This window comes from Paracoccus methylarcula (genome assembly GCF_003007735.2).
In the GTDB taxonomy this organism is placed as follows: Bacteria; Pseudomonadota; Alphaproteobacteria; order Rhodobacterales; family Rhodobacteraceae; genus Paracoccus; species Paracoccus methylarcula.
The window spans coordinates 136,272-161,942 of sequence record NZ_PXNQ02000001.1 but is presented as its reverse complement, the minus strand read 5'-3'; the positions used below and the strand labels follow the sequence as shown (position 1 = coordinate 161,942).

Here is a 25,671-nt window from a genome sequence, read left to right as displayed (position 1 = left end):
AGCCGATCAGGCCGCTGGCGGGACCTTGACTTCGGGCATCGCGCCGATCAACGCGCGGGCATATTCGGTTTCCGGCGCATCGAAGACCGACGCGCAATCCCCCTGCTCGACAATCTCGCCGCGATAGATCAGCGCCAGCCGGTCACAGAGATAGCGCACCACGCCAAGGTCATGACTGATGAAGAAATAGGTCAGCCCCAGCTTGTCCTGCAATTCGCAGAGCAGGTTCAGCACCTGCGCCTGCACCGAGACATCCAGCGCCGAGGTCGGCTCATCCAGCACCAGCAGGTCGGGACCCGGGGCAAGCGCCCGGGCGATACAGATACGCTGGCGCTGCCCGCCCGAGAATTCATGCGGATGGCGATACAGATGCTGCGCCCCCAACCCGACCAGGGACAGAAGCTCGACGGCACGCTCGGTCCGTTGGCGGCGGTTCAGGCCAAGCGTCTCGCGGTGGATCAGCATCGGTTCGGTGACGATGTCATGCACGGACATACGCGGATTCAGCGAGGCATAGGGGTCCTGGAACACGATCTGGATACGCGCGCGCAGCCACCGCATCTCGGCTGTCGAGAGCTGCCCCAGATCCATGCCCTCAAACAGGACCCTGCCGGATGTCGGTCGCTCCAGTTGCAGGATCGAGCGGGTCAGCGTGGTCTTGCCCGAGCCGCTTTCCCCCACGAGTCCAAAGCTTTCGCCGCGCCGAACCGACAGCGACACATGTTTCAGCGCTTCCACCATATGCGAGCGGCCGAACATGCCACGCTTGCCCGCATAGATTTTCGAGACGTCATCGATTTCCAGCATGATCTCAGACATGGGCGGTCTCCGGCTCCTTGGCATGGATGCAGGCGGCGGCGTGATCCCTGCCGACCCGCACCGGCGCGGGAACGCCGGTCATGCAGGCCGCCGTGGCATGAGGGCAGCGTGGTGCGAAACGGCAGCCGGGCGGCGGCGTGATCAGGTTCGGAACCGACCCGGCCAGGCCCCGCAGCATTCCGCGCCTGGTGTCCCGCGTCGGGATCGAGGCCATCAGGGCGCGGGTATAGGGATGCTCGGGCCGCTCGATCACCGCCGCAACCGGGCCGCTTTCGACGATATTGCCCGCATACATCACGGCAACATGGCTACAGGTTTCGGCCACCACGCCAAGGTTATGGGTGATCAGGATCACGCCCATGTCGTAATCGGCGACGCATCCTTTCAGCAGTTTCAGGATCTGCGCCTGCACGGACACATCCAGCGCCGTGGTCGGCTCGTCCGCGATCAACAGGTCCGGACGTCCGATCAGCGCCATGGCGATCAGCACCCGCTGCCGCATCCCGCCCGAGAACTGGTGCGGATAGCTGTCGAGGCGCATCCCCGCATCGGGAATGCCGACCCGCTCCAGCATGTCTCGGGCCAGCTTGCGGGCGGCGCGCTTGCGCTCCGATCTGCCCGCTCCGGGCGGGCAATCGAGGATGCCGGGTTTCCAACGCGCCGCCGCGAGCGCCACGTCGACAAGCTGATCGCCGATCCGGAAAGCCGGGTTCAGGTTGGTGGTCGGATCCTGAAAGATCATGCCGATGCGGTTGCCGCGCAGTTTCTGCAGCTCAGGCCGGGGCAGTTTCAGCATATCGCGCCCCTCCAGCATGATCTCTCCGGCCATGTAATCCGCCGGCGGCGATGGCAGAAGCTGCGAGATCGACAGCCCGGTCAGCGACTTGCCGCAGCCGCTTTCGCCGACCAGCCCCCAGATCTCGCCCCGGTTCACGGTCAGGTCGATGCCGTTCAGCACATGCGCCTTGCCGTCATAGCTGGACATCGACAGATGCAGATCGCGGATCGACAGGAGTGGAGCAGTCATCTCAGCGCCTCGCTTTCGGGTCGAGAATGTCGCGCAGCCCGTCGCCCAGCAGGTTGAAACCGAACACCGCAAAGAACATCGCCATGCCGGGCGCCATCGCCGTCCACCAGTAATCCGGCATGTAGGAGCGCGAAACCGAGAGCAGCGTGCCCCATTCCGGCGTGGGCGGGCGGATACCGATGCCGATAAAGCCCAGCCCGGCGACCATCAGGATCGCGAACCCCATGTCCAGCGACATCTTGACGATGATCGGAGAGACGGTGTTGGGCAGGATATGCCGCAGCAGGATGCGCGACGGGCTGGCACCGATGGCGCGGGCGGCATTGACATAGGATTCCTCGCGCACGGCCAGGACCTCGCCCCGCACCAGCCGTGCATAGCCGGGCCACCATGACAGCGAGATGGCGATGATCATGTTGGTGAAGCCCGGGCCGAGCGCCGCCGCCACCGCCATGGCGAGGATCAGCCCGGGAATGGTCAGAGTCAGGTCGGTCAGGCGCATCAGGATCTCGTCGATCCAGCCGCCCGCGAAACCGGCGATTGCGCCGACCAGCGTGCCGATGACCGTGCCGATCAGCACCACGCTCAGCCCGGCCAGCACTGACACCGTCGTGCCCGCCATCACCAGCGACAACACGTCCTGCCCAAGCTCGTTGGTGCCGAAGGGATGCGCCCATGACGGCGGCTGGAAACGGGCGGCGGTATCTACGCCACCGGCGATATGCTCGGGGAAGGGGGCCAGCAGCGTGCCAAAGGCGGTGAAGAACACCACCAGCGCCACCATTACCGCCCCCAGCATCGACAGCCTGCTTTGCCGGAACCGGAACAGCGCGCGTTGCAGCTTGTCCTGCTTGGGCAGTTCCGGCTCGGTCGCGATATGTTCTGCGGTATCGGTCATGAGTAACGGACCTTCGGGTTGATGACGCCATAGAGCAGGTCGATGACGAGATTGGCGAGGACGAATAGCAGGCCGATCACCAGCGCGACGCCGATCACCGGCATCATGTCCTGCGAGACGATGGCCTTGGTGGCGTAAAGGCCAAGGCCGGGCCAGTCGAAAACCGTCTCGACCAGCACCGTGCCGCCGAGCAACCAGCCGAAATAGAGCCCGATCACCGTCAACGTGGCCGAGACCGCGTTGCGGGCGACATATTTGGTGATGATCTGGCGGCGGGGCAGGCCAAGCGCGCGGGCGGTCATCACGTAATCCTGCTGCATCACCTCGATGGTAGAGGACCGCATCATCCGCATGATCGTGGCCAAGGGGGACAGCGACATGGCGATGGCCGGCATGGCCAGGTGACTCAGGGCGGTGGTGAAAGCCGTCCAGTCTCCCGCGATCAGTGCATCGATGGTCAGGAAACCGGTGACACTGGGTGGCGGGATCACGATGATCGGCAACCGCCCGCCCAGGGGCAGCCAAGCCAGCCACATCGCGAAACATAATTGCAGCAGCAACCCGAGGAAGAAGCGCGGCATCGAGATCGCCCCGATAGCTGCCACCTGCGAGAGGTAATCGGGCCAGCGGTTGCGCCAGACAGCAGTCACGAGGCCAAGCGGAATGCCGAGCAGGACCGCGATTGCCATGGCCGCGAAGACCAGTTCCAGCGTGGCAGGCAGATAGGCTGCGATATCAGCCGCGACAGGCCGTCGGGTCAGCAACGAGGTGCCCAGATCCCCTTGCAGCAGCCCCGAGACATAGTGACCATACTGAACCCAGACAGGCTGATCGAGGCCATATTCCACGGTCAGCGCTTCGATCTCGGCCTGCGTCGCGTTGGGTCCGGCCGCCAGCGCCACCGGATCGCCCGGCAGGATCCGGGCGATGGCGAACATGATGACGGTCAGCCCGACCAGGACCGGGATCAGCAGCAGGACGCGCCTGACGATGAATTGCAGCATGGTCCGTTTCCTTCCTTCGAAACCCGGCGGGCCGGCTTTCTTGCCCGCCGGGCAATCGCATCAGCCGAGCGACAGTGGCCAGGCTTCGATGGCGTTCGACGCGACCGGGGTGAACTGATAGCCTTTCACCGCATCGCGCATCGCCAGCTTGCGCCGTTCCAGCACGCCAAAGATGTCGGGGGCGTCCTCGACCAGTTTGCGCTGGAACTTTCCATAGATCTCCACCCGCTTCTCCGGATCGATCTCGGTCCGGGCGGCTTCGATCAGCGCATCGGTATCCGGGTCGTTATAGACCGCGTTCTGCCAGTTTCCATTGCGCGAGGAATGATAGGCCGCATAGGCGATATTGTCCGTGTCGCCGTAATTCGCCGTCTGGTAGACCGGGAACATGTCGGGGAAGGTCTCGGGCGAACGGCAGGCCGCGACCATGTCGGGCCAGTTCATCGGCACGATCTCGAGGCCGATATTCAACTGCTTGAGACTGTCCAGCATGATCAGCGCCCAACGCCGCTGCTGCTCCAGCCCCGAGACATGCATCATCTTCAGCGTGAAGCCGCCCTCGGGAGTCTCGGTCTTGGCCATGTATTCCTTGGCCTTGTCCAGATCGGTGCGATAGACTTCAAGCTCGGGGTCATGGCCAAGGATACCATGCGGCAGCGGCCCGATCATCAGATCCGCGTAACCCGCCGCATCCAGGATGGCATCGTAATTCGTGGCATAGGAGATCGCCTTGCGCAGGTTCACATCCGCACAGGGGCCATGTTCGGTGTTCATCTTGATCGAGAAGGTCCGGTATTCCGGCTCGATCACCCGGACCACGCCCGGCGCATCTTCCAGCGAATCCATGTCTTCGCTGGTCAGATCGACGGCGATATGCGCCTCGCCCCGCTCGATCATCAGGCGTTGGGTCGCGGTTTCGCGCACGATCTGCCAGACGACGCCATCAAGATTGCCGCCGCCCGCCTGCCACGCTTCGGGTGCGCGGGCCAGGTGGTAGAGCGTGCCGATCTCGACCCGCGCCACGTCGAACGGACCCGATCCAGCAGTATTCGTCATCAGGTAGGTTTCGCCATCATCCGAGCCGAGGTTTTCTTCCACCACCGCCTTCTCGACGACGAATATCCAGGGCAGGACCTGCAGGAACGGCGCATAGGGTGCGGTCAGCGAGAATTTCACCGTGGCGGGATCGATGGCCGTCACACCCTCGGGTGTCACGATATCGCGGATCATCCATGAATTGCCCTTGGCAAGCCTCAGCGCCCGGCCAAAGGAATAGACGACATCTTCGGCGGTCACCGGGTTCCCGCTGTGGAACTTCGCCGCCGGGTTCAGCTTGAAGATGAACTCGGTGCCGTCCTCGTTGACCTCCCAGCTTTCGGCAAGGGCGGGCTGGGGTTCGGGCGGGTTGCCCGAGACCCGCACCAGCGGATCATAGACATTGCGCATGAAGAACGAGGCCGAATAGCCCGTGGCGGTGTGGGGATCGAAATTCGGGATATCCTGCCCGGAAGCGATGACGAGCACGCCACCACCCGCTTGGGCAAATATCTTGCGCGGAAAGACCGTGCTGGCCAGACCGATGCCCGCCATCGCCAACAGGCCGCGGCGGGACAGGGAAAAAGAGGAGGAGCTGTTCATGGATGGTCTCCGTGCTGGATCATTTGTCATTCTGGTTGAATGGCGGCACGGTTTCTCTGCCGCGCCGCCCGCATGTCATGCATCAAGCGGGCTGGCTTCGGCAGCCGCCGCTTCGGGGATGTGGCGATAGTGGCGGCTGACATGTTCGGGCGTCACGAAGCCCAATGCCAGATCGCGCGAGATCAGCGCCGGGTCACGCTCGACCGGGTCGCCATAGCCGGACCCGCCCGCAAGCACGATCTCCACGATCTCATCTGGCGACGAGACCGACACCAATTCACCCGCACCGCAATCACGCAGCAACCTGCCATCCGAGGACAACACCCGCCCGACCGCGCCCATGCCGGGCAGGCCGCCGAACAAGCCATCGATGGGGTTGTCCACGCCTTCAGGATAGACCGAGACCAGCGCCGACAACCCGTCGGCATCACGCTTGCAGAAACGGACGATCTGGCCCAAGCCGCCGCGATGCTTGCCCGGACCGCCGCTGTCCGGCAGCAGTGACTTCTCCAGCACAAGCACCGGCACCCGGCTTTCCATCAGCTCGATCGAGGTATTTGCCGCCGAAGTCGGCCAGAGCAGGGCGGATTTGCCGTCGCCCCGCTCGGATCCGCCCTGACCGCCGCCACAGAACAGCATGTCGGAATAGAACCGGCCATCCCGGTCCTGGCCATAGATATTCGCCGCCACGCAAAGCCCGGTGAAGGATTGCACCTGATCGGGCGCGGCGTCCGCAATGGCGCGGAAGATATTCGGCGCCAGATACCAGCCGGTGCGCGTGCGCAGGTTCACCGAGGCCGGATAGGTCGGGTTCAGGATCGAGCCTTCGGGCGCCGTCACGGTAAAGGGCCGATAGCATCCCGCATTGCCGCGCACCGTCGGTGTCAGCATGCATTTCAACGGATAGGTGGCATGCGCCGCGGTGTAGTTCAGCGTCGAGTTCAGCCCACCTTGCGGCAATTGCGGTGGCACCCCGTCGAAATCGACCGTGATCCGGTCGTCCTCGACCTTGACCAGGACCGGATAGCTGATCTTCTCGCCCAACGGGTTGTTGGTGATTTCCGAGCGGTAATCGCCATCGGGCAAGGCCCGGATCGCGTCGCGCATCGCCTTTTCCGACAGGCCCTGCACCACCTCGGCCAATGCGCCCAAATCATGCATGCCGTAATCGCGCATGAACGAGTCCAGCCGCTCGGCCCCCAGCTTGTTGGCCGCGACAAAGGAAAAGATGTCACCCAGGACCTGCTCGCCATTGCGGACATTCTGGCGGATCATCTCGACCAGCGTCTCGTTCGGACGCCCGGCCTCGAACAGTTTCATCGGCGGGATCTGCAAGCCTTCCTCGTAGATCTCGCGCGCATGCAGCGAATCCTTGGTGCCGCCGATATCCGAGACATGCCCGACCGTTCCCATCAGCCCGACCAGCCGCCCATCGCGGAAGGCTGGCGTGACGATGGCGATGTCGAACAGGTGGCCCGCGCAAAGCCACGGATCATTGGTGATCAGCACGTCGCCGGGTTTCAGCGTTTCGGCCGGATAACGCTTGAGCAGCGCCTTGACCGCACGCGGCAGGGTCAGGTTGAAGACCGGCATGGCGCGCGGGCTATGCGCCAGCGTCTCGCCATCGCGGTCCAGCAATTCGCAGGCGAAATCCTGAGCCTCGGCGATGACCAGCGAAAAGGCCGTGCGGCAGACCGTCAGCCACATCTCCTCGACGACATTGACGAGCCGCGACCACATGATCTCCAGCCCGATCGGATCGGCCTCGATCCGTGCCACGGCCTCGGCCCGCGACATCTCGGGCGTGACCAGCGCTTCGCCAGCCTTCACGGCTCCGATCTGCACGCAAAGGTTCAGGCCCGCGTCAATGGTCACGCTATCCGCCGGTCCGACCACCGTGGTCGATTCACGTTCCTCGATGATCGCGGGACCGTTGATGACATCGCCTGCGCCAAGGGAATAACGGTCATAGACAGCCGTGCTGAACTCGCCCTCGTCGAACCAGCACTGACGATGCCCCTTGATCTTGGCCTCCATGTCTCCGCCGCCCGCGGCCCCTGTCAGCGCAAGCTGCGGCGTCGGCCCGGCTACCCGGACACGGAAATTCACCGTCTCGAAGCGCGCGCCCTCGAAAGGCTCGGCATAGCGGGCGGAATAGGCGCGGGTGAAAGCCTCGCGGATGGCAGGCAGTTCAGCCTCGCCGATCTCGCCATCGGGCAGATCGACCGAGATGTCATGCATCTGCCCCACGAGCCGCATATCCGCGCTGCGTTCGATCACCGCGTCCTCGCGTGCGATCCCGGCGCGGGTCAGGTGGTGCAACCCTTCCTCTTCCAGATCCCGCAGCAACCCGTTCAATGCCGCCGCATCGAAACCCGGCGCCAGTTCGATCCGCATCGAGCGCACCCCGTCATAGGACAGTGGCGCCGCAAGGAACCCGAGCGCCGAGGCCGCACCGGATGCGGGCGGGATCAGCACCGAGGAAATCCCCATCGCCCGCGCCACATCCGTGGCATGGGCAGGGCCGGCGCCGCCGAAGCCGACCATGGAATAGGCGCGCGGATCCTTGCCACGCTCGACCAGATGCACCCGCGCGGCAGCGGCCATGCTTTCCACGACAACCTTGTGAATGCCCAGGGCTGCCTTTTCGACACCCAGGCCAAGCGGCTCCGCCACACGCGCGATGGCTGTCCGTGCCGCCTTAAGGTCCAGCTTCATCCGTCCGCCCAGGAAAAAGCCCGGATCGTAATAGCCCAGCACCAGGTTGGCATCGGTCACCGTCGGCTGTTCACCACCCATGCCGTAGCAGGCAGGGCCGGGATCCGAGCCCGCCGAATGCGGCCCGACTTTCAGCAGCCCGACCTCGTCGATTGCCGCGATCGAGCCGCCACCGGCACCGATCTCGATCATCTCGATCACCGGTGCCTTGATCGGCAGGCCCGAGCCCTTGGTGAAACGGTGAACCCGTGCCGCCTCCATCATCGGCGAAATCTCGGCCCGGCCATCCTCGATCATGCAGGCCTTGGCAGTTGTGCCGCCCATGTCGAAGGAAATGACGTCCTTCTGTCCCGCCGCCTGCCCGAACAGCGCCGTCGCCAGCCCGCCACCGGCCGGTCCACTCTCCAGCAACCGGATCGGGAAGTCGCGCGCCGTCTCCAGCGACACCAAGCCGCCCGCAGAATGCATAAGACGCAGCGCCCCGTCAAAGCCCGATTCGCGCAGGGCGCCTTCCATCTTGGTCAGGTAGCGGTTCATCAGCGGCTGCACGAAAGCGTTGGCGCAGGTTGTCACCGCGCGCTGATATTCGCCCATCTCGGCCACCACCTCGGAGGACAGCGAAACCAAGAGTTCCGGGAAGGCGGCCCGGACGATTTCGGCCGCGCGCTGCTCATGCGCGGGGTTGATGTAGGAATGCAGGAAAACCAGCGCGATGGCCTCGCAACCCTCGGCCACCAGCTTTTCGGCGGCGGTCAGGACCGCGCCCTCGTCCAGAGGCGTCACCACCTTGCCCTGCGCCGTCATCCGCTCGTCCACCTCAAGCCGCAGATCGCGGCTGACCATCGGATCGGGGAAGCTCACGAACAGGTCATAGATATCGTAACGCTGCTCGGTGCCCATCTCCAGGATATCACGGAAGCCCCGCGTCGTGATCAGCCCGACCGGGGCCCCCTTGCGTTCGATCACCGCATTGGTGACCAGCGTGGTGCCATGCACGATCTCTGACACATCGGCGTGCCCGATCCCTTCCATGTCCAGCAGTTCCTGTAATCCCAAAAGCGCCGCCTCCGAGGGATCATGCGGCGTCGTCAGGCGCTTGTGCAGTTTGACCGAGGCCTGCTCGCCGTCATACAGCACGAAATCGGTGAATGTGCCGCCGATATCGAAACCGACGCGCCAGCGATGTGATGAAGCATTCATCCGGGTCTTCCTCTTTCTCAGATCCTGGGCGGGACGAAGGCGGTATCGCCCAACTCGCCCGCGATTCTTGCGGCCCCTTCGGAGAGGGCGGCGATCATCTCGTCGCGGCCTTTGTCATCGACGAGGGAATGGGGATAGACGATGCACAGACTGACCGCCTCTTCGGTGGCCGGATCGCCCACCGCGATGGCAATCGCGTCGACGCCGGGCGTGGCCTCCTGGCTGGACAGCGCGAAACCGTCGCGGCGAATATCGGCGAGCTTTTCGTCAAGTTCCGCCGGCATATCCCGCCCGGCAAACAGTGCCCGCACTTCGTCACCCGTCAGTCGGGCCAGCAGCGAGCGTCCCGTCGCGCTCTCATGCGCCGTCAGCCGGCGACCGATCGCACCCACGACACGCAACGCATTGGTGCCGGGAAAATCGGCGACGCCGGTGACCTCCAGCCCCTCGCGTATCGAGACATAGCCGGTATGGCCGAAACGCTGCGACACCTCGCCCACGGCCTCGCCGGCGCGGGCGATCAGGTTCGACGAACTGCGATAGGCGGTGCCGAGATCCAGCATCAGCCGGCCCGGACGATGCCGATAACTGTCGCCAATGGTCTCCAGCAACCCGGCTTCGCGCATGGCCTTCAAAAGCCGCGAGGCATTGGCCTTGGGAATGCCCAGCCTGCGCACGACCTCGGTCACCGTCAGGTCGGGACATTCCTTGCTGAAACATCTCAACACATCCGCGGCATTCTGAAGTATGGACATGGCCTCCCCGCACGATGTTCCATAAAATGGAACCAATGTTCCGATTCATGCAACTTCATGTGCCAGACGGTCGATTCGGTCAACAAGAAAATTCGGCGGCGCCGTCTCGGACGCGATGACCAGCGGACATGGTAGTGAATACGGCATGAGAAGACGGCCCTTGCCCACCAGATGGGCAGAGCAGGACCGGATCTTATGCAAGATAGTGAAAATCAGGCCTTAATTACGCCCGGTGACCAAGGCGGTCCGCCAGTCCCACGGCTCGCGGCGGGACTGCCGATGCTTGTGGCCTATCGCATGAAGGGAGGGAGGGGGATCAATCGGCATGGCCGGAATTGCCGGTCGCGCGACCTGACCTGTCGGTCACTTGCCGCCGTCCGAAGAGCCATCCAGCGCCGCAAACCCCGCCTTTTGACGCGCGGTCCAGCTGAGATGCAGCCGCAGGCCGGTCTCGGTCGCCTCTTCTCGCTCGACCACGCCCGCCTCGTGCAACCATGCGCGGCGGCGGCCATCACTGAAAGGCAGGGTGACGATATCGGTGCCGCGGGCCTCGTCCAACGCCCGTGTCAGATGCGCATCTATGGCGATAACCAGATCGTCCAGCCCCTCGCCGCTCAGCGCGCTGACCGCCTGAACCCCTTCGGTCCGGGCATCGGTGCGCCGCAAGGCCGAGCGGGTATCCTCCGACAAGGCATCGATCTTGTTCCAGACCTCGATCAGTTCGACATCCTCGTCCACGCCGAGGCTACCGAGGATCTCGGCCACATCCGCCGCCTGCTCTTCGGTTTCCGGGTGGCTGATGTCGCGGACATGGAGGATCAGATCGGCCTCGAGCACCTCTTCCAGCGTGGCGCGGAACGCCGCGACCAGTTCGGTCGGCAAATCCGAGATGAACCCCACCGTGTCCGACAGGATGATCTTGCGCCCGGAGCTGCCGCCGCCCGCATCCGGCAACCGTATCGCCCGCATGGTCGGGTCCAGCGTGGCGAAAAGCATGTCCTTTGCCATCACCTCGGCCCCGGTCATCCGGTTGAACAGCGTCGATTTCCCCGCATTGGTATAGCCGACCAGGGCCACGATCGGGTAAGGCACCTTGGCCCGCGCCGCACGGTGGAGCGTCCGGGTCTTGACGACACGTTCAAGCTGTCGCCGGAGCCGGGTCATTTGCTCGTCGATGGCGCGGCGGTCGGCCTCGATCTGCGTCTCACCGGGGCCACCGACGAATCCAAGCCCACCGCGCTGTCGTTCCAGGTGGGTCCAGGCGCGCACCAGCCGTGTCCGCTGATAGGACAACGCGGCAAGTTCCACCTGCAGCACACCCTCGCGCGTCCGCGCCCGGTCGGCGAAGATTTCCAGGATCAGCCCGGTCCGGTCCAGCAGCTTGACGTCCCAGGCCTGCTCCAGGTTACGTTGCTGCACGGGACTGACCGGACCATCGACCAGCACCAGATCCGCTTCGGCGGCTTCAAGGCGCTCTCCGATTTCCGCCAGCTTGCCCTTGCCGAACAGGGTGCCGGGATTGGGTTCACGCAGCCGGGCGACCTCTTCGCCGATGATCTCGATCCCCGGCAGGGCATGTGCCAGCGCCACGGCTTCGGCCAGCGCATGCTCGGGCTCACGCCGCTGCGTGCGGGCATGGCCCAGATCGGGATGGATCACATAGGCGCGGGTCGGGCTGGCCTCGGTCGAGGTCGGTTCGGCCAATCAATCCTCGCCTTCATAGAGCGAAATCGGCTGGCCCGGCATGATCGTGCTGATCGCATGCTTGTAGACAAGCTGAGACTGCCCGTCGCGGCGCAAAAGCACGCAGAAATTGTCGAACCAGGTGATCACGCCCTGCAACTTGACACCGTTGATCAGGAAGACCGTCACCGGCACCTTGGCCTTGCGGACGTGATTGAGAAAGGCGTCCTGCAGGTTTTGCTTATCGTTGGCCATTTGTTTTCTTGTCCGTTTTCTTGCTGTCGGGCATCAAGCAACATCTATGCGAGTGCCGCCGACCTTGCAAGCACGGCGCGTCATCGGCAGGACCCGCGCGACCGAACTGCAACTCTGGCTGGCACACATCCGGCAGGAACGGATCAACGCCGCCAGAAATCCGGCGTGAACAGCGCCAGAATCGCCAGGGTTTCCAGCCGTCCGACAACCATCGCACCGGCCAGAACCGTTTTCGTCATGACGGAAAGCCCCGACCAGCCCTCCCACGGGGCCGATGCGACGCCCGCGGTTCCCTCGAAAACGGGCGTCAGCGGAATCGCCGATGCCAGCGGCCCGGTATTGGTCAGGGCCGCGATCGACAGGATCGTCGCGGTCTCGAACTCGATCTGCTGGATCGACACCAGAATCACTGTCACCGCGATCGAGGCCGCGAACAGCATGAAGAAGATGAAGGCCAGATACGCCCCCTCGCGGCGCAGCCGCCGTGCCATCCGCCCCCCTCCGGCAACGGAGCTGGGATGGATGATCCGTTCCATCTCGCGTTCGCCGTGACGCGCCAGCGCATAGATGCGCAACAGCTTGACGCCCCCGGCGGTGGTTGCGACCCCTCCGCCCATGATCGCAAGCCCGGCAAGGATGAGGCCCGGGCTCGACAATCCCGACCAGGCCCGCGCGCCCTGCCAGTCGGTCGAACCCCACCCAGTGGTCGTCAGATAGCTCAGCGCGCTGAACAGGCCGCCCCACAAGGCCGACAATCCCATCTGGATATCGGCCAGCAAGAGCGGGGTGTCCGGATCCTCCGCACCGATTTCGATGGCCGCAAAGAAATGCCTGGCGAACAGGACCAGGGCGACCAGGATCACGACCCCTGCGGCAAGCCTCAGCTCGGGGTCGCGGATCATGCGCTCGGTCGCCCGCAATTCGCCGCCCCCGGGCCAGAACCTGCGGGACAGCGCCGGGATCAGGAACAGGAACACCGCCATCTCGCCAGGCACGCCGGAACTTTCCCCGGCCGGACCGAGCGTCGGGGTGATGCCGCTGGTCGACAGGGTTCCCAGGGCCCGGCACAGCGCCACCAGCGAATCGTCCCCCAGCAGCAAAAGCACCAGCCACAACACCAGGGTCAGCCCGGCATAGACCGGGAACACGTCACGCCCCGCCCGGATCAGGCGATAGGCGGGATCGGTCAGCTCGGTCTGGAAGGCCGGCGAGGACAGATGCGATACCGGCTGACGCGGATTGGCGCTTTCGGGCAGGCGTTCGAATTGTTCGCTGCGGCCATAGGGCGAAGACATGATCTCGAACCCGCCGACCCGCAGCGGCGCAAGGATGGCAATCGCCGCGACCAGCATGAACAACCCTCCCATCCAGCCGACCAGGGCCCGCCACAGATGCAGCGGCGCCGGCAGCAGATCGGCGGAGTAAAGCGACGCACCGGTGGTTGTCAGCGATGACACCATCTCCCACCAGGCATTGAAAAGCCCCGTATCGGGCAGGCTTTCGGCAAAGGGAAAGGCAAGGATCACCGGCAGCAGCGCCACCGCAGCAACGCTGGTCAGCAACATGTTGCGTGCCTGCTGTCGCTTGGGATTGGCGGCAGTCGCCAGCCCCACCATGCCGGAGAATGTCAGGCACAGAAGCGCCGCGTAGAAGAAATTCCGGGCGATGGCGTCTTCGTCGATGGACGAGGCGTAAACCGCCGGGACCAGCATCGCCAGCGCCGCGATCAGGGTCAGCAGGATCAGGATATGCAAGCGCAGGAGGATCGACACCGCCACGCCCTCAGAAGAAGTCGATCGAGACCTGCAACAGGCGCTCGACCTCGGGCACGTCATGGGTCAGGGCAAAGATCAGCACGATATCGCCCTCTTCGATCCGCGTGTCCGACGAGGGCTTGACGATCCTGTCGCCCTTTTGCACCGCGCCGATCAGGACGCCTTCGGGGAATTCGATATCGCGGATCGCCCGGCCCGACATGGGCGAGGTCGACAGCACCTGCGCCTCCATCACCTCGGCCTCGGCATCGCCGATGGAATAGATGTCGCGGACCCGGCCATGGCGGATATGACGCAGGATCGTCGAGACGGTGGTGCTGCGCGGATTGATATATGCGTCGATATCCAGCGCCCCCATCAGCGGCACCAGCGTGGGATCGTTGATCAGCGCGATGGCCATCTTGGTGCCTGCCTGCTTGGCCCGGATCGAGGCGAGGATGTTGGTCTTGTCGTCATCCGTCACCGCCAGGACCGCGTCGGTGATCGGCACCGAGGCCTCTTCGAGCAGCTCGGCCGACAGGCCGTCGCCATGCAGGACGATGGTGCGCTCCAACCGGTCGGCGGCGAATTCCGCGCGTGCCCGATCAAGTTCGATGACCTTGGCGCGGATCCGGTCGGGCCGCGCCTCGAGCGCGCGGGCAACGGAAAGACCCACGTTTCCGGCACCGATAATCGCCACGCGTTCCTGCTTTCGCGCAGGCTTTCCGAATATTTCCAGGGTGCGGGCCACATCGTCGATATGGGAGAAGACATAGATCTGGTCACCGGCGAAAAGCTGGTCCCCCGCATCCGGCGCAAAGAGCCGCCGGTCACGGCGTACACCGGCGACGATGGCCCGCAGGCTGGAGAAAATCTCGTTCAACTGCCGCAGCGGCGTGTTCAAGGCCGGGCAATCCTCTTCCAGGACGATACCGAGAAGTTGCATCTTCCCGTCAAGGAAGGTCTCGACATCGAAGGTCGAGGGAGCATCGAGGCGCTGAAGGGCGGCCTTGGCGACCTCGCGCTCGGGGCTGATGACCACATCGATGGGCAGGTGGTCGGTGCGGTAGAGATCCGAATAGATCGCGTCCAGATAGGCGCTGGAGCGCAGCCGGGCAATCTTGCGCGGAACCTGGAAGACCGAATGGGCGACCTGGCAGGTGACCATGTTCACCTCGTCGGAATAGGTCGCGGCGATGATCAGGTCGGCATCGCGCGCGCCCGCCCGGTCCAGCACGTCGGGATGGCTTGCAAAACCGGTCACCCCCTGGACATCCAGCGCATCCGTCGCGCGGCGGATCAGCTCTGCCTTGTTGTCGATGACGGTGACGTCGTTGCGCTCTCCCGACAGGTGACGGGCGATCTGCCAGCCGACCTGACCTGCGCCGCATATGATGATTTTCATGCCAGCCCTCGTCCAGCCGCCGCAATCCGGTTCCGTTCATGCCTATGCCGCTCCGGCCATGGACGCAACCGGAGACAGCGCCCGGTCAAACAGGTGACCGGGAAAGGCAGGCTCGGCGTGACGCCCGCGCCACCATCGTGACGTTCCGAGGGCAGGATATGGAAATGCCCTGCTTGCGATCGGAACGAATGGCTCGTTATCCCCCCGACATTGTCCCTACCATATGATCTGCCGCTGCTTTAAGCCTGCATCCGGTTCCCGGAAAATGGTTTCCAGATCCGGAGCCGATGAAACAAGTCATCCAAGAGAGCTCATTGATGAAACCCATTTTATTTCTATGCATAGCTGCGATTCTACTGGCCGCCGGCTCCTATTTGCACTTCGCGGGTTCTATGGTCCCTGCTGCCGATCAGCAGCGATGCGAAGGGATTGTCGCGGATATCTACGGGGATAGCGAAGAAGCGGCCACGTCGCTTGCCGGGCAATGCGACCAGCCGGGAATGGTGGCCATGATGGATGCCAGGGCAAATAACCTTGGCGCCGAGGAAGCGGCAGAGGCGATCTCATCCGCCAATGGCGGCCTTATCGGAACTTTCCTGCCCTATGCGCTGATCGGTGCGGGCATCGGCGCCTTGGGAGGCGCGTTCGCCGCCTTTCGCCAGCGCCGCGGCAATCCGGAAGGCCGGGCCTGAAACCCGTCTCGACACGCGGGATCGGCACCCTGCAGGACACTGCGCGCTTCCTGCAGGGTGAGACCGCTCATGCGCCAGGCTTGTATGCCCCCTGGATAAAGAACGAAGAGCCGTATCGCGCATCGGTTGGCGTCAAGCCGCCACGGTTTCCTTGTCCAACAATGCCTCGACGCTGTAGCCGGCCTTCTCCGGATCGAGCGCATGCAGCAGGAAGGCGGGAAGCTCCCGGCAATGCCGCTCGAATTCGGCAGAGGAAGTCATCGCCGGGTCTGCTTCGAGATAGAGCGACATGCCAGAGCCGTCCACGCCGGAACGGAAGGTGATGTTGAACCCGTCCGCCGGGCCGTTCGACAGGACGTGACGCTCGCAGATGCAGCCGTCGAATTCCGGCGGATCAAAGGGCAGCACATTGACCAATGGCGAAAAGAAGAACCGGCTGCCCCCACAGACACCGCGGTCGGCGGCGAGTTGTTCAACCCGGTAGCGCCCATGTTTCCGCATCCGGCGCAGGTCGCCCGACAGGCGCGCGACATGATCCGCCAGCGTCTCGCCATCCGGGATATCGACCAGCAGCGGCAGGATATTCACCGCAAGCGCCGGAATCGCGGCGGCGACACTGCCCATCCGGCTCATGAAAGGCAGCCATAATGGCAGGGTGGCGCCGGAAAAGGGCAGCCGCCGCGCGAGATAGGCGCCAGACAGCAGCACCAGCAGGTCGGGCCAGCCGATCTTCAGCCGCTCGGCGCAACCCTTCATTCGCTGCGGGAAATCGCCGGGCAAGGCGCAATCCGCCGCCAGGCCCTCGGTGCCGTAATCCTCGCCGCCCTTTTGCAGAACCGGCAGCGGCAGGTCACCGTCGAGATAGGCGGCCCAGTAATCCCGGTCGGTCCGGAAACCTGGACTTTGGGCATAGGCCCGGTCTTCCTCGATGAAGCGGGCGAAGGGCAGGAAGGACTCGCCCGCCGGTCCCTTGCCGATGAGATGGTGATAGAGCCGGGCGCAGCGCTGTTCCAAAAGCAGCATGCTGTAGCCGTCCAGCACCGAGTGATGCCCGCGATTGTACCAGGTCCAGCGGGTTTCGCCCGTGCGGATCAGCCATTGCGCCGACAGCGGATCGCGGCGCAGGTCCAGGACCGTCTCGAAGTCTCCGCGCATCCGCGCCATGGCCGCACACTCCGGGTCGGGCTCGCCGCGCAGGTCCAGCTCCAGCAGGCGGGGCGCATGGGCGGGCTCGTGCCTCTGGCGAATGCTGCCATCCGGCATTTCCCGGAAACGCAAGGTCAGCGCATCGGCCTCGGCTGCGGTGCGGGTAATGGCCTCGGCCAAAGCCGCAGGGTCGGCAGGGCCTTCGATGGTCACGTAATGGGCAACGGTCGAGACCGGCTTGTCGGGGTGAAAGCAGAACTCCTCCCAGAAATCGAGTTGCGCGAGGGTCAGCGGCATCCAGCCGTCATTCTGGTCGGGCATCGGGGATCCTTTGCGATTGCGATGCTGGCGCGCGGCTGGCGGGTGGGTTTTGCCGTCAGGCCGTCTCAAGGCATAGCCGCGACATATCGCGCGCCGTGCGGCACCGGCTGAGCTGGGTCGGCCGAACTTGCTTGCCATATGCGATGGAGAGACCCTCGGCGATGGGTTTGAGATGCACGGGCCGCAGTCCCAGTGACAGCAGCGGCTGATCAGGATTGGCATCCTGGGCTGGGCCGATGACGCCAAGGCAGATATCCAGAACTTGCTGGGCCGCGTTGCCCGCTGCCGGGGCGGGCAGCGCCATCGTGGCGGGCGGTGCGGATTCGCTCAGCATCTGCCGCGCCCGGTGACGGTCGGACTTGCCATTGGCCGACAGGGGCAGCGTCTCGACCAGTTGGAAATGCGAAGGAATATGCGATTCCGGCAAATGCTCGCGGGCATAGATGCGCAGATCGGCGACGGGAATCGCAGCATCCGCGACATAGAGGGCCGCCAACGTGACATCCGCACCCTCGCCGCAATCCACCGCCATGACGTGACGGATGGAGGGATGACCGATCAGGCCGATCTCGACATCGGCAAGCGACAGGCGAACACCCCGGATCTTGACATAGCCGCCCACGCGCCCGGCAAAGACGATGCTGCCATCATCGCGGTAATATCCCAGGTCACCGGTGCGGAAGGCACGGACCGGCAGGCCCCGATCATCGTTCAGGGTGACGAAATCCTCGCCCCCGATCCGCCCGCCCGACAGATAGCCGAGCGCGAGATTCACCCCTGCCGTATGGATGCGACCGACAACACCTGCCGGGCAATGCTCCCCCGTATCGGTGCAGATGAAATAGCTGTTGCCCGGCAATGCGCGGCCATAGGGGATAGTGCCGGTGTCATCCGCGCCGATCTCGTGCCAGATGCTCCAGATCGTGGTTTCGGTCGGGCCGCCGAGCGAGACCATCCGCGTCTGCGGCAGCAGCCCGCGCAGGGTCGAGATCGTGGCAGGCTTGATGTAGTCGCCACCCTGTGCGACCAGCCTCAGACTGTCCAGCTCCCCGGGCTGGCGGCAAGCCAGCAGCATTTCGAGAATCGCCGGAACCGAGCACCAGATCGTCACCCCATGCCGCCGGATCAGGCGGCACCAGTGGATTGCGTCCTTCTCGCGGTCGGGCATGACCAGTGTCGCACCGGCAGAGAGAGTGCCGAAGAGGTCGAACACCGACATGTCGTGATGCAGCGGGGTGACCGAAATTGTCACGTCTTTGGGTCCGATTTGCCAATTTTTCCGCGTGGCGGCGATAGTATTGGCAGTGGCGCGATTGGTCAGCACCACGCATTTCGGCCGCCCCGTCGTGCCGGAGGTATAAAGGTAATAGGCGGGTTCCTGCGAGAGGCTGCGGCGGAGCAGGGTATCCGGGTCGGCCGGGCGCGCATCCGACGGTATCGTCAGCAGCGTCTCGGCTAAAATCGAGGGAAAATCGTCAACCTCGTCCGAGGCGACGATCAGGGCCGGATCGCAGTTTTCCAGCAGATAGCGGCGGCGTTCCACCGGCGCGGAGGCGTCGATCGGCACCCAGATCAGCCCCTCCAGGGCACAGGCCAGTTGCAGCGCAAGATGCTGCGGACCGCGCGGCAGGCAGATCGCCACCACATCGCCCTCTGCCAGTCCCCGAACCCGCAATCCGCCGATTGCCGATGCCACCATGCGGCCAAGCTGCGCATAGCTGACAGATTGCGTCCCGTAATGCAGCGCCGTTTGCGCGCAGTCGCCGTCAAAGAGGTTCCGGGCGATGGCCGACAGGAAATCCACCTCCGGTTCGGCCAGCATGTCCTGCATGGCGTTGTAGCGATAATGATCCAGTGCCAGCACCTCATGCGCGGCAAGCTCCAACGCGCCCCTGCCGCAGACAGCCCGGATCGCCCGGCCCATGGCGGCAAGCATCTCTTGTGCGAGTGCCTCGTCAATCGCCCGTGCGGCATGGTCGATATTCAGCTCCAGCCCACCTTCGGCATCCAGGGCCAGCCTCAGATCCAGGGCCACCTGCGGTGTCTGGGTCAGGCCACGGATCAGCCGCATCGGGCCAGGGGCGGGACGTTCCCACCCCATCCCGTTGGTCAGCACCACTGGCAGGGGCAGCGCGCCGCTCCCTGCGTTCATCAGCAGCCGCCCGATCTCGGGCCCGCTGAACGCGGTCTGTTCCAGCCCGGCCATCATGTCGGCCTGGCATGCTGCGGCCCGTTCAGACAGCGTGCCCCGTGTCGCGTCGAAACGCAGCGGAATGAAGGTCGAAGCATTCTGCGTTCCCGCCCCTCCGGCTGTGGCATCCGGCGGAGTCACGGGCACCGCGACGCATAGCTGCCCGTCAGTCGTCCAACGCGCCAGCACGTCAAGCAGGATTGCGGTCAGGACTGAGTTCAGGAACAATCCCTGCCCGGCGCCGATACGGCGCAACTGCCCCAGCACATCCCGAGGCAAACGCAGGCTCTGACGGCGATAGCGGGAGCTGTCGATCCCTTCCAGCGGAGCAAGCCATGGCAGGCGCGGCGGGGTTTCGAGCCCGGCCAGGTAATCGCGCCAGTAAGCGGCGGCCCTGCGGCGGGCGGCGGGATCCAGACGTGGCCGGGCAGCGGAAGGCTGTGCCTTCAGCGGCGCAGCGTCGAACATCCGCGCCAGCAGCGAACAGATCGACTGCCCATCCAGGATCAGCGCGTCGAAGCGCGCGAAAACCACCACCGGATCGCGGTCATCGGGCATCAGGAAGGCCCGCACATGCCAAAGCGGACCGTCGAGCTCGAACAGGGCATGGGCATATTCGTCGCGCAGCCCGTCAACCTGCGCCTTGGCCTCGGCAAGCGGTAGATGACGCAGATCCGTCACCTCGAATGGCAACTCCATCCCAACCTCTTGGCAGGTCAGGCCAACCGGGTCGATCCGGGTACGCAGGGCCGGATTGACCGACATCAGCTCCGCCAGCCGCGCGCGCAGATCGGCTATCCTCAGTTCGCCACGGTACTCGCGGAATTTCTGCATCGCCACGCCGCCCAGTGGCAGATGCGCCTCGCGCCCCATCAGATAGGCCTGTTGCAGCATCGTCAACGGCCGCCGGGCGGTATCCTGCCATGCCGCAAGAGGCAGCTCCGCTGCCTCGGGATTGGCCGCTAGATAGCGGGCCGAGGCAACAAAACGGTCAAACAGTTCGCGCGCCCAGGCTTCGCTGACCCGATCTGTCCGCAGGTCCCAGTTGACCAGCAGCCCCTCGGGCAGCATGCCTAGCTGCACGTCCAGGGCAACCTGCGGTGCCTGCGACATCACCCAGACCATCGGCCCGAACAACCGTGACGCCACCGGCCCCAGGATCACCCGCCCCGACAGGTCCAGCCCGGCAGTGAACACCACCGGCGCAGTCTCGATCGTGCCTCGCAGCCGTGACAGGTCACGCAGCACCGAAGTGCCGGAATAGCCTCGATGCGAGAGCGCGGCGAACAGGTCCTCCTGCTGCCTCCGGCACAGCGAGGCAAAGGGCAGATCGGCAATCTCGATTCCCAGCACGAGCAGATCGGAAATATCGCCCACCGCCGCCGGATCACCACCGTCACGCAGGAAGGTCGGTAGGTTCAGCCGAAACCTTTCCTGCCCGATAGCCTTGCCCAGATGCGCCGCGAACAGCGTCATCATCAGCGCCGAGAAGGTGACGCGGCTGCGCCGGGCCACCTGCCGCAGCGCCTGTGCTTCGGCGGTGGTCAGCAATGAGAAAAGCCGCAAACTCGCAGGCTGGCCACCGGTGCCTTCGGGCAGGGCAGGCGCCTCGAACAATGTTGCCAATCGATCACGCCACCAGTCCCGATCCTCCGGGCTGGTTTGACGCAGCGGCGGGGTTGCCCGGCGTGACGGTTCTTCGCCCTCATAAGCTAGCGCCAGATCTTCGACGATCTGCCCGAAACAGGACGGATCCGCCGTGATCATGTCCAGATCGAGATGCAGGCGCGCGCGCTCCGGCCCCAGCAGGCTAAGCGACAGCTGCATCCCCGCCCCCTGATCCAGGGCCAGCCGCTGATGGGATTTCCGCTGCCGAATCATCTCGAGTCTGCGCTCTTGCCCGGCAAGAGGCAGATCGCGCAGGTCTTCGACCTCCAGCGACGGAGGCGCGGCGTGAAAGGGCATCCCGTCGGCATCCACCGCGACGGACAGGGCTGGATGAGCGGCGAAAAGCCGCCCAATGGCGTCCTGCAGCCGCTGCGGATCCAGCGATCCGGTGTCGAATTCGGCATAGAGATGCGCCGAAACGCCCTCGGTCGCGCGGGGGGAATGCCCCCAGACCCAGTAGGCGGCTTGCATCGCGGTCAAGTCCTGCATGATGTCCTGTCGGGATGGTTGACAAATCATGATAAAAATACTCAGTTATAATCGGCGGTCAACACGCACCGAAGCCACGGGCAGATTTCAGCCCTCAGCCAGACATCGAACGACAATCGCATCAGGTGACTTATGGTTGAGTTTACCCCCTGGCCGGAGGCGCTGGCCGATCGCTATCGCGAGCTGGGCTATTGGATCGGGCGCCCCCTGCATCATGCCGTGACCCGGCAGGCGCAGGAGCGCCCCAAGGCGATTGCAGTGATCTGCGGCGATCGCCGGATCGATTACGGGGAATTGCACCGGGCATCCTCCGCATTGGCCGCACGATTGCAGGCGGCCGGGTTGCGTCCCGGGGATACCGCATTGGTGCAGCTGCCGAATGTCGCGGAATTCTACATGGTGTTCACGGCACTGATGAAAGCCGGGATCGTGCCGCTGAACGCGCTGTTCACCCATCGCCGGACCGAGCTTTCGGCCTACGCCGAACAGATCCGGCCTCGCCTGCTGATCGCCGCACGAGAGCATGAGCTGTTCCGAGATGATCGTTTCGCAAAGGAATTGCGGCGATTCTCACCGGACATGCTGACCCTGTTCCACGGCGAGCTCGATACCGGTCATTCGCTGCAACACTGGCTCGCGGGTCCAGTGCCGCAGGGTTTTGACGAAACCCCTACCTGCCCGGATAGCGTGGCCTTCTTCCAGCTTTCCGGAGGCAGCACCGGCACGCCAAAGCTGATCCCCCGCACCCATGACGATTATGACTACAGCATCCGCGAAAGCGCTGCGATCTGCGGATTGACGCCGGAAACCCGCTATCTCTGCGCCATGCCCGCGCCGCATAACTACCTGATGAGTTCGCCCGGCGCGCTTGGTGTTTTCCATGCGGGTGGAACCGTCGTCCTGGCGGCCAACCCCGATCCGGCGCCGTGCTTCGACCTGATCCGGCGGCATCGGGTGACGATGGCCGCATTGGTGCCCTCGGCGGTGCTGCTGTGGCTGGAGGCCGCCGAGCGCGACAATTCCGCCCTGGCCTCGCTGCAACTGGTGCAGGTGGGCGGTGCGAGCTTTGCCGAGGCGACCGCCCGCCGGGTGCCCGGAACACTGGGCTGCACGTTGCAACAGGTATTCGGCATGGCCGAGGGGCTGGTGAACTACACCCGCCTGGACGATCCTGCCGAGCGCATCTTTACCACGCAGGGCCGCCCGATCAGTCCCGATGATGAAGTTCGGGTCATTGGCCCGGACGGGCACGACCTGCCGGATGGCAAGGCCGGATTGCTGGCGGTGCGGGGGCCTTATACCTTCCGCGGCTATTATCGCAGCCCCGAGCACAACGCCCGCAGCTTCGATGCCGACGGTTTCTATTTCACCGGCGATATCGTCGAACGCACAGCCGATGGCTATCTGCGCGTCGTCGGGCGGGTCAAGGACCAGATCAATCGCGGCGGCGAAAAGATCGCCGCCGAGGAAATCGAGCACCTTCTTCAACGCCACCCCGCCGTGCACGCCGCCGCTCTCGTGGCGATGGGCGATGCGCGTTTGGGAGAGCGCAGCTGCGCCTTCATTGTCGCCCGTGACAACATCAAGGCGGCGGATTTGCGGCGGCACCTGATCGCGCAGGGGATCGCCGAATACAAGCTGCCGGACAGGGTCCGCTTCATCGAGCAGATGCCGCTGACCCCGGTGGGCAAGACCGACAAGGTGAGACTGCGCGAGATGCTGATGCGGGAAGATATCGCATGCGCATGAAATCATGAAAATGAAAGGATTTTCCAGAATGACCGAGACACTTTCCGATCTCGATTGGCTGCAAGCCCGTGTCACCGAGCTGATCGAGGATGAGGACAGCATCGATCCCGACGAAAGCCTGATCTTCTACGGTCTCGATTCGATCCGCGTCATGACCCTGGCCGGGGAGTTGAAAGAGCGTGGCATCCAGGTCAGCTTCGAGGAACTGGCCCGCACTCCAACCCTGAACGCATGGTCGGCCCTGATCCGCGAACGCCGCGCCGGGTGACCGGCCTTACCCTTGCGCTGCGGCAGGTGGGCGGCGAGACGGGGATGCCCTTGCCCGCGGCAATCGCCGCTGCCCGCCCCCCGAGACGGGTGGAATATGTGGCCGGCAGGATGGCGGCGCAGGTAGCCCTGCATCGGCTGACCGGGCAAGCCGCCCTTGTCGGCATGGGCCCCGACCGGTTGCCGGTATGGCCCGAAGGCATCATCGGCTCGATCAGTCACAACCGGCAGAACGCCGTCGCCCTGGCCGCCTGCGCCCGGCGCTACCATGCGGTCGGGGTCGATATCGAAACGCTGATGGATGCCGTCACGGCGCGCGAGGTCCTCCCGGTGCTCGGCCCGGTCGGGGCGGAGGATCCGCTGAACCTGACACTTGCCTTCTCGGCCAAGGAAAGCCTGTTCAAAGCGCTTTATCCGCATGTCGGCTTTTTCGGCTTCGAGGATGCGCGCTTCGATCCCCCCTGCGCGCTGGTGCTTACGCGGGACTTGTCACCCGACTGGCCAGCGGGACGCCGCTTTACGGTCAATTGCCGGATCGGGCACGGGCGGGTGCTGACATGGGTCGCGCTTCAGGCGCGCAATGTCGCCCCGCCATCGACATATAGATCCGCCATGGTGATCTGCCCGGCCTGATCGGACAACAGGAACATCGCGGCGGCAGCGATATCCTCGGGCGTGGCCAGCTTGCCCAACGGGATGCCGGTGCGGAAACCGGCCGGATCGCCGGCAATCACCCTTTCGGCACCATTGTCATCGGCCCACATCCCGGTCTGCATCGGCGTCAGCGTCGAACCCGGCGCAAGGATATTGCAGCGGATTCCATGCGCCGCCAGTTCCAACCCCACGCAGCGCGTCAGCATCGCCACCGCCGCCTTCGAGGCCGCATAGGCCGCCATGTGCTGCCGGGGGATCCCCGCCGCGTTCGAGCCGATCACCACGATCGCCCCCCTGCCCTGCGGAACCATCACCCTGCCCAGAGCCTGAAGAATATTGAAGCTGCCCCCGGCATTGACCCCCATCACCCGGTCCCATTCGTCAGGCGTCAGGTCGAGGGCTGGCGTCGTGGACAGCACCCCCGCCGCATGAACGGCAAGCGCCAGCGGGCCGACGCTTTCCTCGGCCAATCCGATACAGCCCGCCACCGCGTCGGGATCGCTGACATCCAGCGGGTGCCAGTGAACCGTGCTGCCGTCCTGTTGCGGCAACCGCTCCAATGCCGCAGGGATGTCGGTCGCGAATACCCTGGCCCCGGCCTCGGACAGCATCCTGACCACGGCCAGACCGATCCCGCCCGCCGCGCCGGTCACGAAAGCGGCATGGCCGGAAAAACCTTCCAGTTTCATGATGTCGCCTCCAGAGCCTTGATAAAACTGCCTGTTCCGGTAACCACGCCGCTGTAACGAGCCGCCATCGACATCGCCATATCATGCCCGCTCCGGTCGAAATCGGCCTGCGCATCGGCAAGGACGAAAGGCTGGATATCACGCTGGAACGCCTCGACCGCGGTGGCGAAACAGCCGATATGCGCATAGATCCCGGCAATCGCCAGCTGATCCCGCCCACGGGCACGCATCAGATGTTCCAGATTCGAGCGCTGGAAGGCGCTGTAGCGATGCTTGACCAGGACGATATCGCCGGGCATCGGCGCCAGTTCGGCCAGAATGTCTTCATGTTCGGGAACGGCCTTCATTCCCGGCCCCCACAGATCGGCCTGCAAGCCGCGATCCTCGCGAAGCTGGCCGCCCTTCTGCGCGGTGTAGAAGACCGGCACATCCAACTGCCGCGCGGACTGCAACAGACAGGAGATATTGGCGACCACCTCGGCAAGCGGGCCGGTGCCCTGCGCGAAGGCGGCGCAGAAATACCGCTGCATGTCATGCACCAGCAGGGCCATCCGCCCGCGATCCGCCTGCCACGGCGCCTTCGAAGGGGGCAGTTCGTGCGGGACCGGCAGATCATAGGCGGCGATGGAAGGAAGAGACATCAAGGGTT

19 protein-coding genes are annotated in these 25,671 nt (G+C 64.5%); 4 read left to right on the top strand and 15 right to left on the bottom strand.

Annotation, left to right across the window (positions count from 1 at the left end; all coding sequences use genetic code 11):
- Positions 1-6: 6 nt before the first annotated feature.
- The 11 genes from A7A09_RS00670 to trkA form a co-directional block, all read right to left on the bottom strand.
- Positions 7-819, bottom strand: a complete 813-nt coding sequence (locus tag A7A09_RS00670) for an ATP-binding cassette domain-containing protein (RefSeq protein WP_106689396.1) — start codon at positions 817-819, stop codon at positions 7-9.
- Positions 812-1,846, bottom strand: a complete 1,035-nt coding sequence (locus A7A09_RS00665) for an ABC transporter ATP-binding protein (protein WP_106689394.1) — start codon at positions 1,844-1,846, stop codon at positions 812-814. Before A7A09_RS00665 ends, A7A09_RS00670 begins: the two co-directional genes overlap by 8 nt.
- A 1-nt stretch (position 1,847) precedes the next feature.
- Positions 1,848-2,744: an ABC transporter permease gene (locus A7A09_RS00660; protein WP_106689392.1), complete on the bottom strand. Its 897-nt coding sequence runs from the start codon at positions 2,742-2,744 to the stop codon at positions 1,848-1,850.
- The gene (locus tag A7A09_RS00655; RefSeq protein ID WP_106689390.1) at positions 2,741-3,748 is read right to left on the bottom strand and encodes an ABC transporter permease; all 1,008 of its coding nucleotides are present in this window, start codon (positions 3,746-3,748) and stop codon (positions 2,741-2,743) included. The genes A7A09_RS00660 and A7A09_RS00655 overlap by 4 nt, the downstream gene beginning before the upstream one ends.
- A 60-nt stretch (positions 3,749-3,808) precedes the next feature.
- The gene (locus tag A7A09_RS00650) at positions 3,809-5,386 is read right to left on the bottom strand and encodes an ABC transporter substrate-binding protein (RefSeq protein ID WP_106689388.1); all 1,578 of its coding nucleotides are present in this window, start codon (positions 5,384-5,386) and stop codon (positions 3,809-3,811) included.
- Positions 5,387-5,461: 75 nt separating this feature from the next.
- Entirely contained in the window at positions 5,462-9,304 is a 3,843-nt protein-coding gene (locus tag A7A09_RS00645) for a hydantoinase B/oxoprolinase family protein (RefSeq protein ID WP_106689386.1), read from the bottom strand.
- 17 nt (positions 9,305-9,321) lie between these two features.
- Entirely contained in the window at positions 9,322-10,059 is a 738-nt protein-coding gene (locus tag A7A09_RS00640; protein ID WP_106689385.1) for an IclR family transcriptional regulator, read from the bottom strand.
- A 363-nt stretch (positions 10,060-10,422) separates the two neighbouring features.
- Complete coding sequence (hflX, locus tag A7A09_RS00635) at positions 10,423-11,763, bottom strand: GTPase HflX (protein ID WP_106689383.1); 1,341 nt, start codon at positions 11,761-11,763, stop codon at positions 10,423-10,425.
- On the bottom strand, positions 11,764-11,997 hold the full coding sequence (hfq, locus tag A7A09_RS00630) for an RNA chaperone Hfq (RefSeq protein ID WP_106689381.1): 234 nt from the start codon (positions 11,995-11,997) through the stop codon (positions 11,764-11,766).
- 143 nt (positions 11,998-12,140) lie between these two features.
- Positions 12,141-13,769: a potassium transporter TrkG gene (locus A7A09_RS00625; protein ID WP_106690007.1), complete on the bottom strand. Its 1,629-nt coding sequence runs from the start codon at positions 13,767-13,769 to the stop codon at positions 12,141-12,143.
- A 10-nt stretch (positions 13,770-13,779) separates the two neighbouring features.
- Positions 13,780-15,156 carry a Trk system potassium transporter TrkA gene (trkA, locus tag A7A09_RS00620; protein WP_106689379.1) on the bottom strand — a complete coding sequence of 459 codons (1,377 nt, stop codon included), beginning with the start codon at positions 15,154-15,156 and terminating at the stop codon, positions 13,780-13,782.
- Positions 15,157-15,443: 287 nt separating this feature from the next.
- Here trkA and A7A09_RS00615 point away from each other — a divergent pair, with 287 nt between their 5' ends.
- The gene (locus tag A7A09_RS00615; RefSeq protein WP_148043593.1) at positions 15,444-15,848 is read left to right on the top strand and encodes a hypothetical protein; all 405 of its coding nucleotides are present in this window, start codon (positions 15,444-15,446) and stop codon (positions 15,846-15,848) included.
- A gap of 132 nt (positions 15,849-15,980) precedes the next feature.
- Here A7A09_RS00615 and A7A09_RS00610 read toward each other — a convergent pair whose 3' ends face one another.
- Positions 15,981-17,315: a condensation domain-containing protein gene (locus A7A09_RS00610; RefSeq protein ID WP_106689375.1), complete on the bottom strand. Its 1,335-nt coding sequence runs from the start codon at positions 17,313-17,315 to the stop codon at positions 15,981-15,983.
- 55 nt (positions 17,316-17,370) lie between these two features.
- Positions 17,371-21,663, bottom strand: a complete 4,293-nt coding sequence (locus A7A09_RS00605; RefSeq protein WP_211341003.1) for an AMP-binding protein — start codon at positions 21,661-21,663, stop codon at positions 17,371-17,373.
- Positions 21,664-21,795: 132 nt separating this feature from the next.
- On the opposite strand from A7A09_RS00605, the gene A7A09_RS00600 reads away from it, so the two are divergent.
- Genes A7A09_RS00600 through A7A09_RS00590 form a run of 3 tightly spaced genes read left to right on the top strand, consistent with a single transcriptional unit; the run spans position 21,796 to position 24,312 of the window.
- Positions 21,796-23,412: a (2,3-dihydroxybenzoyl)adenylate synthase gene (locus tag A7A09_RS00600; RefSeq protein ID WP_106689373.1), complete on the top strand. Its 1,617-nt coding sequence runs from the start codon at positions 21,796-21,798 to the stop codon at positions 23,410-23,412.
- A gap of 28 nt (positions 23,413-23,440) precedes the next feature.
- Positions 23,441-23,680, top strand: a complete 240-nt coding sequence (locus A7A09_RS00595) for a phosphopantetheine-binding protein (RefSeq protein ID WP_211341002.1) — start codon at positions 23,441-23,443, stop codon at positions 23,678-23,680.
- On the top strand, positions 23,677-24,312 hold the full coding sequence (locus A7A09_RS00590) for a 4'-phosphopantetheinyl transferase family protein (protein WP_148043592.1): 636 nt from the start codon (positions 23,677-23,679) through the stop codon (positions 24,310-24,312). The genes A7A09_RS00595 and A7A09_RS00590 overlap by 4 nt, the downstream gene beginning before the upstream one ends.
- Here A7A09_RS00590 and A7A09_RS00585 read toward each other — a convergent pair.
- Together A7A09_RS00585 and A7A09_RS00580 are read right to left on the bottom strand one after the other, a co-directional pair.
- Entirely contained in the window at positions 24,249-25,022 is a 774-nt protein-coding gene (locus A7A09_RS00585) for a 2,3-dihydro-2,3-dihydroxybenzoate dehydrogenase (RefSeq protein WP_106689367.1), read from the bottom strand. The two genes, A7A09_RS00590 and A7A09_RS00585, sit on opposite strands and share 64 nt — an antisense overlap.
- Positions 25,019-25,663: an isochorismatase family protein gene (locus A7A09_RS00580; protein ID WP_106689366.1), complete on the bottom strand. Its 645-nt coding sequence runs from the start codon at positions 25,661-25,663 to the stop codon at positions 25,019-25,021. Before A7A09_RS00580 ends, A7A09_RS00585 begins: the two co-directional genes overlap by 4 nt.
- Positions 25,664-25,671 lie beyond the last annotated feature (8 nt).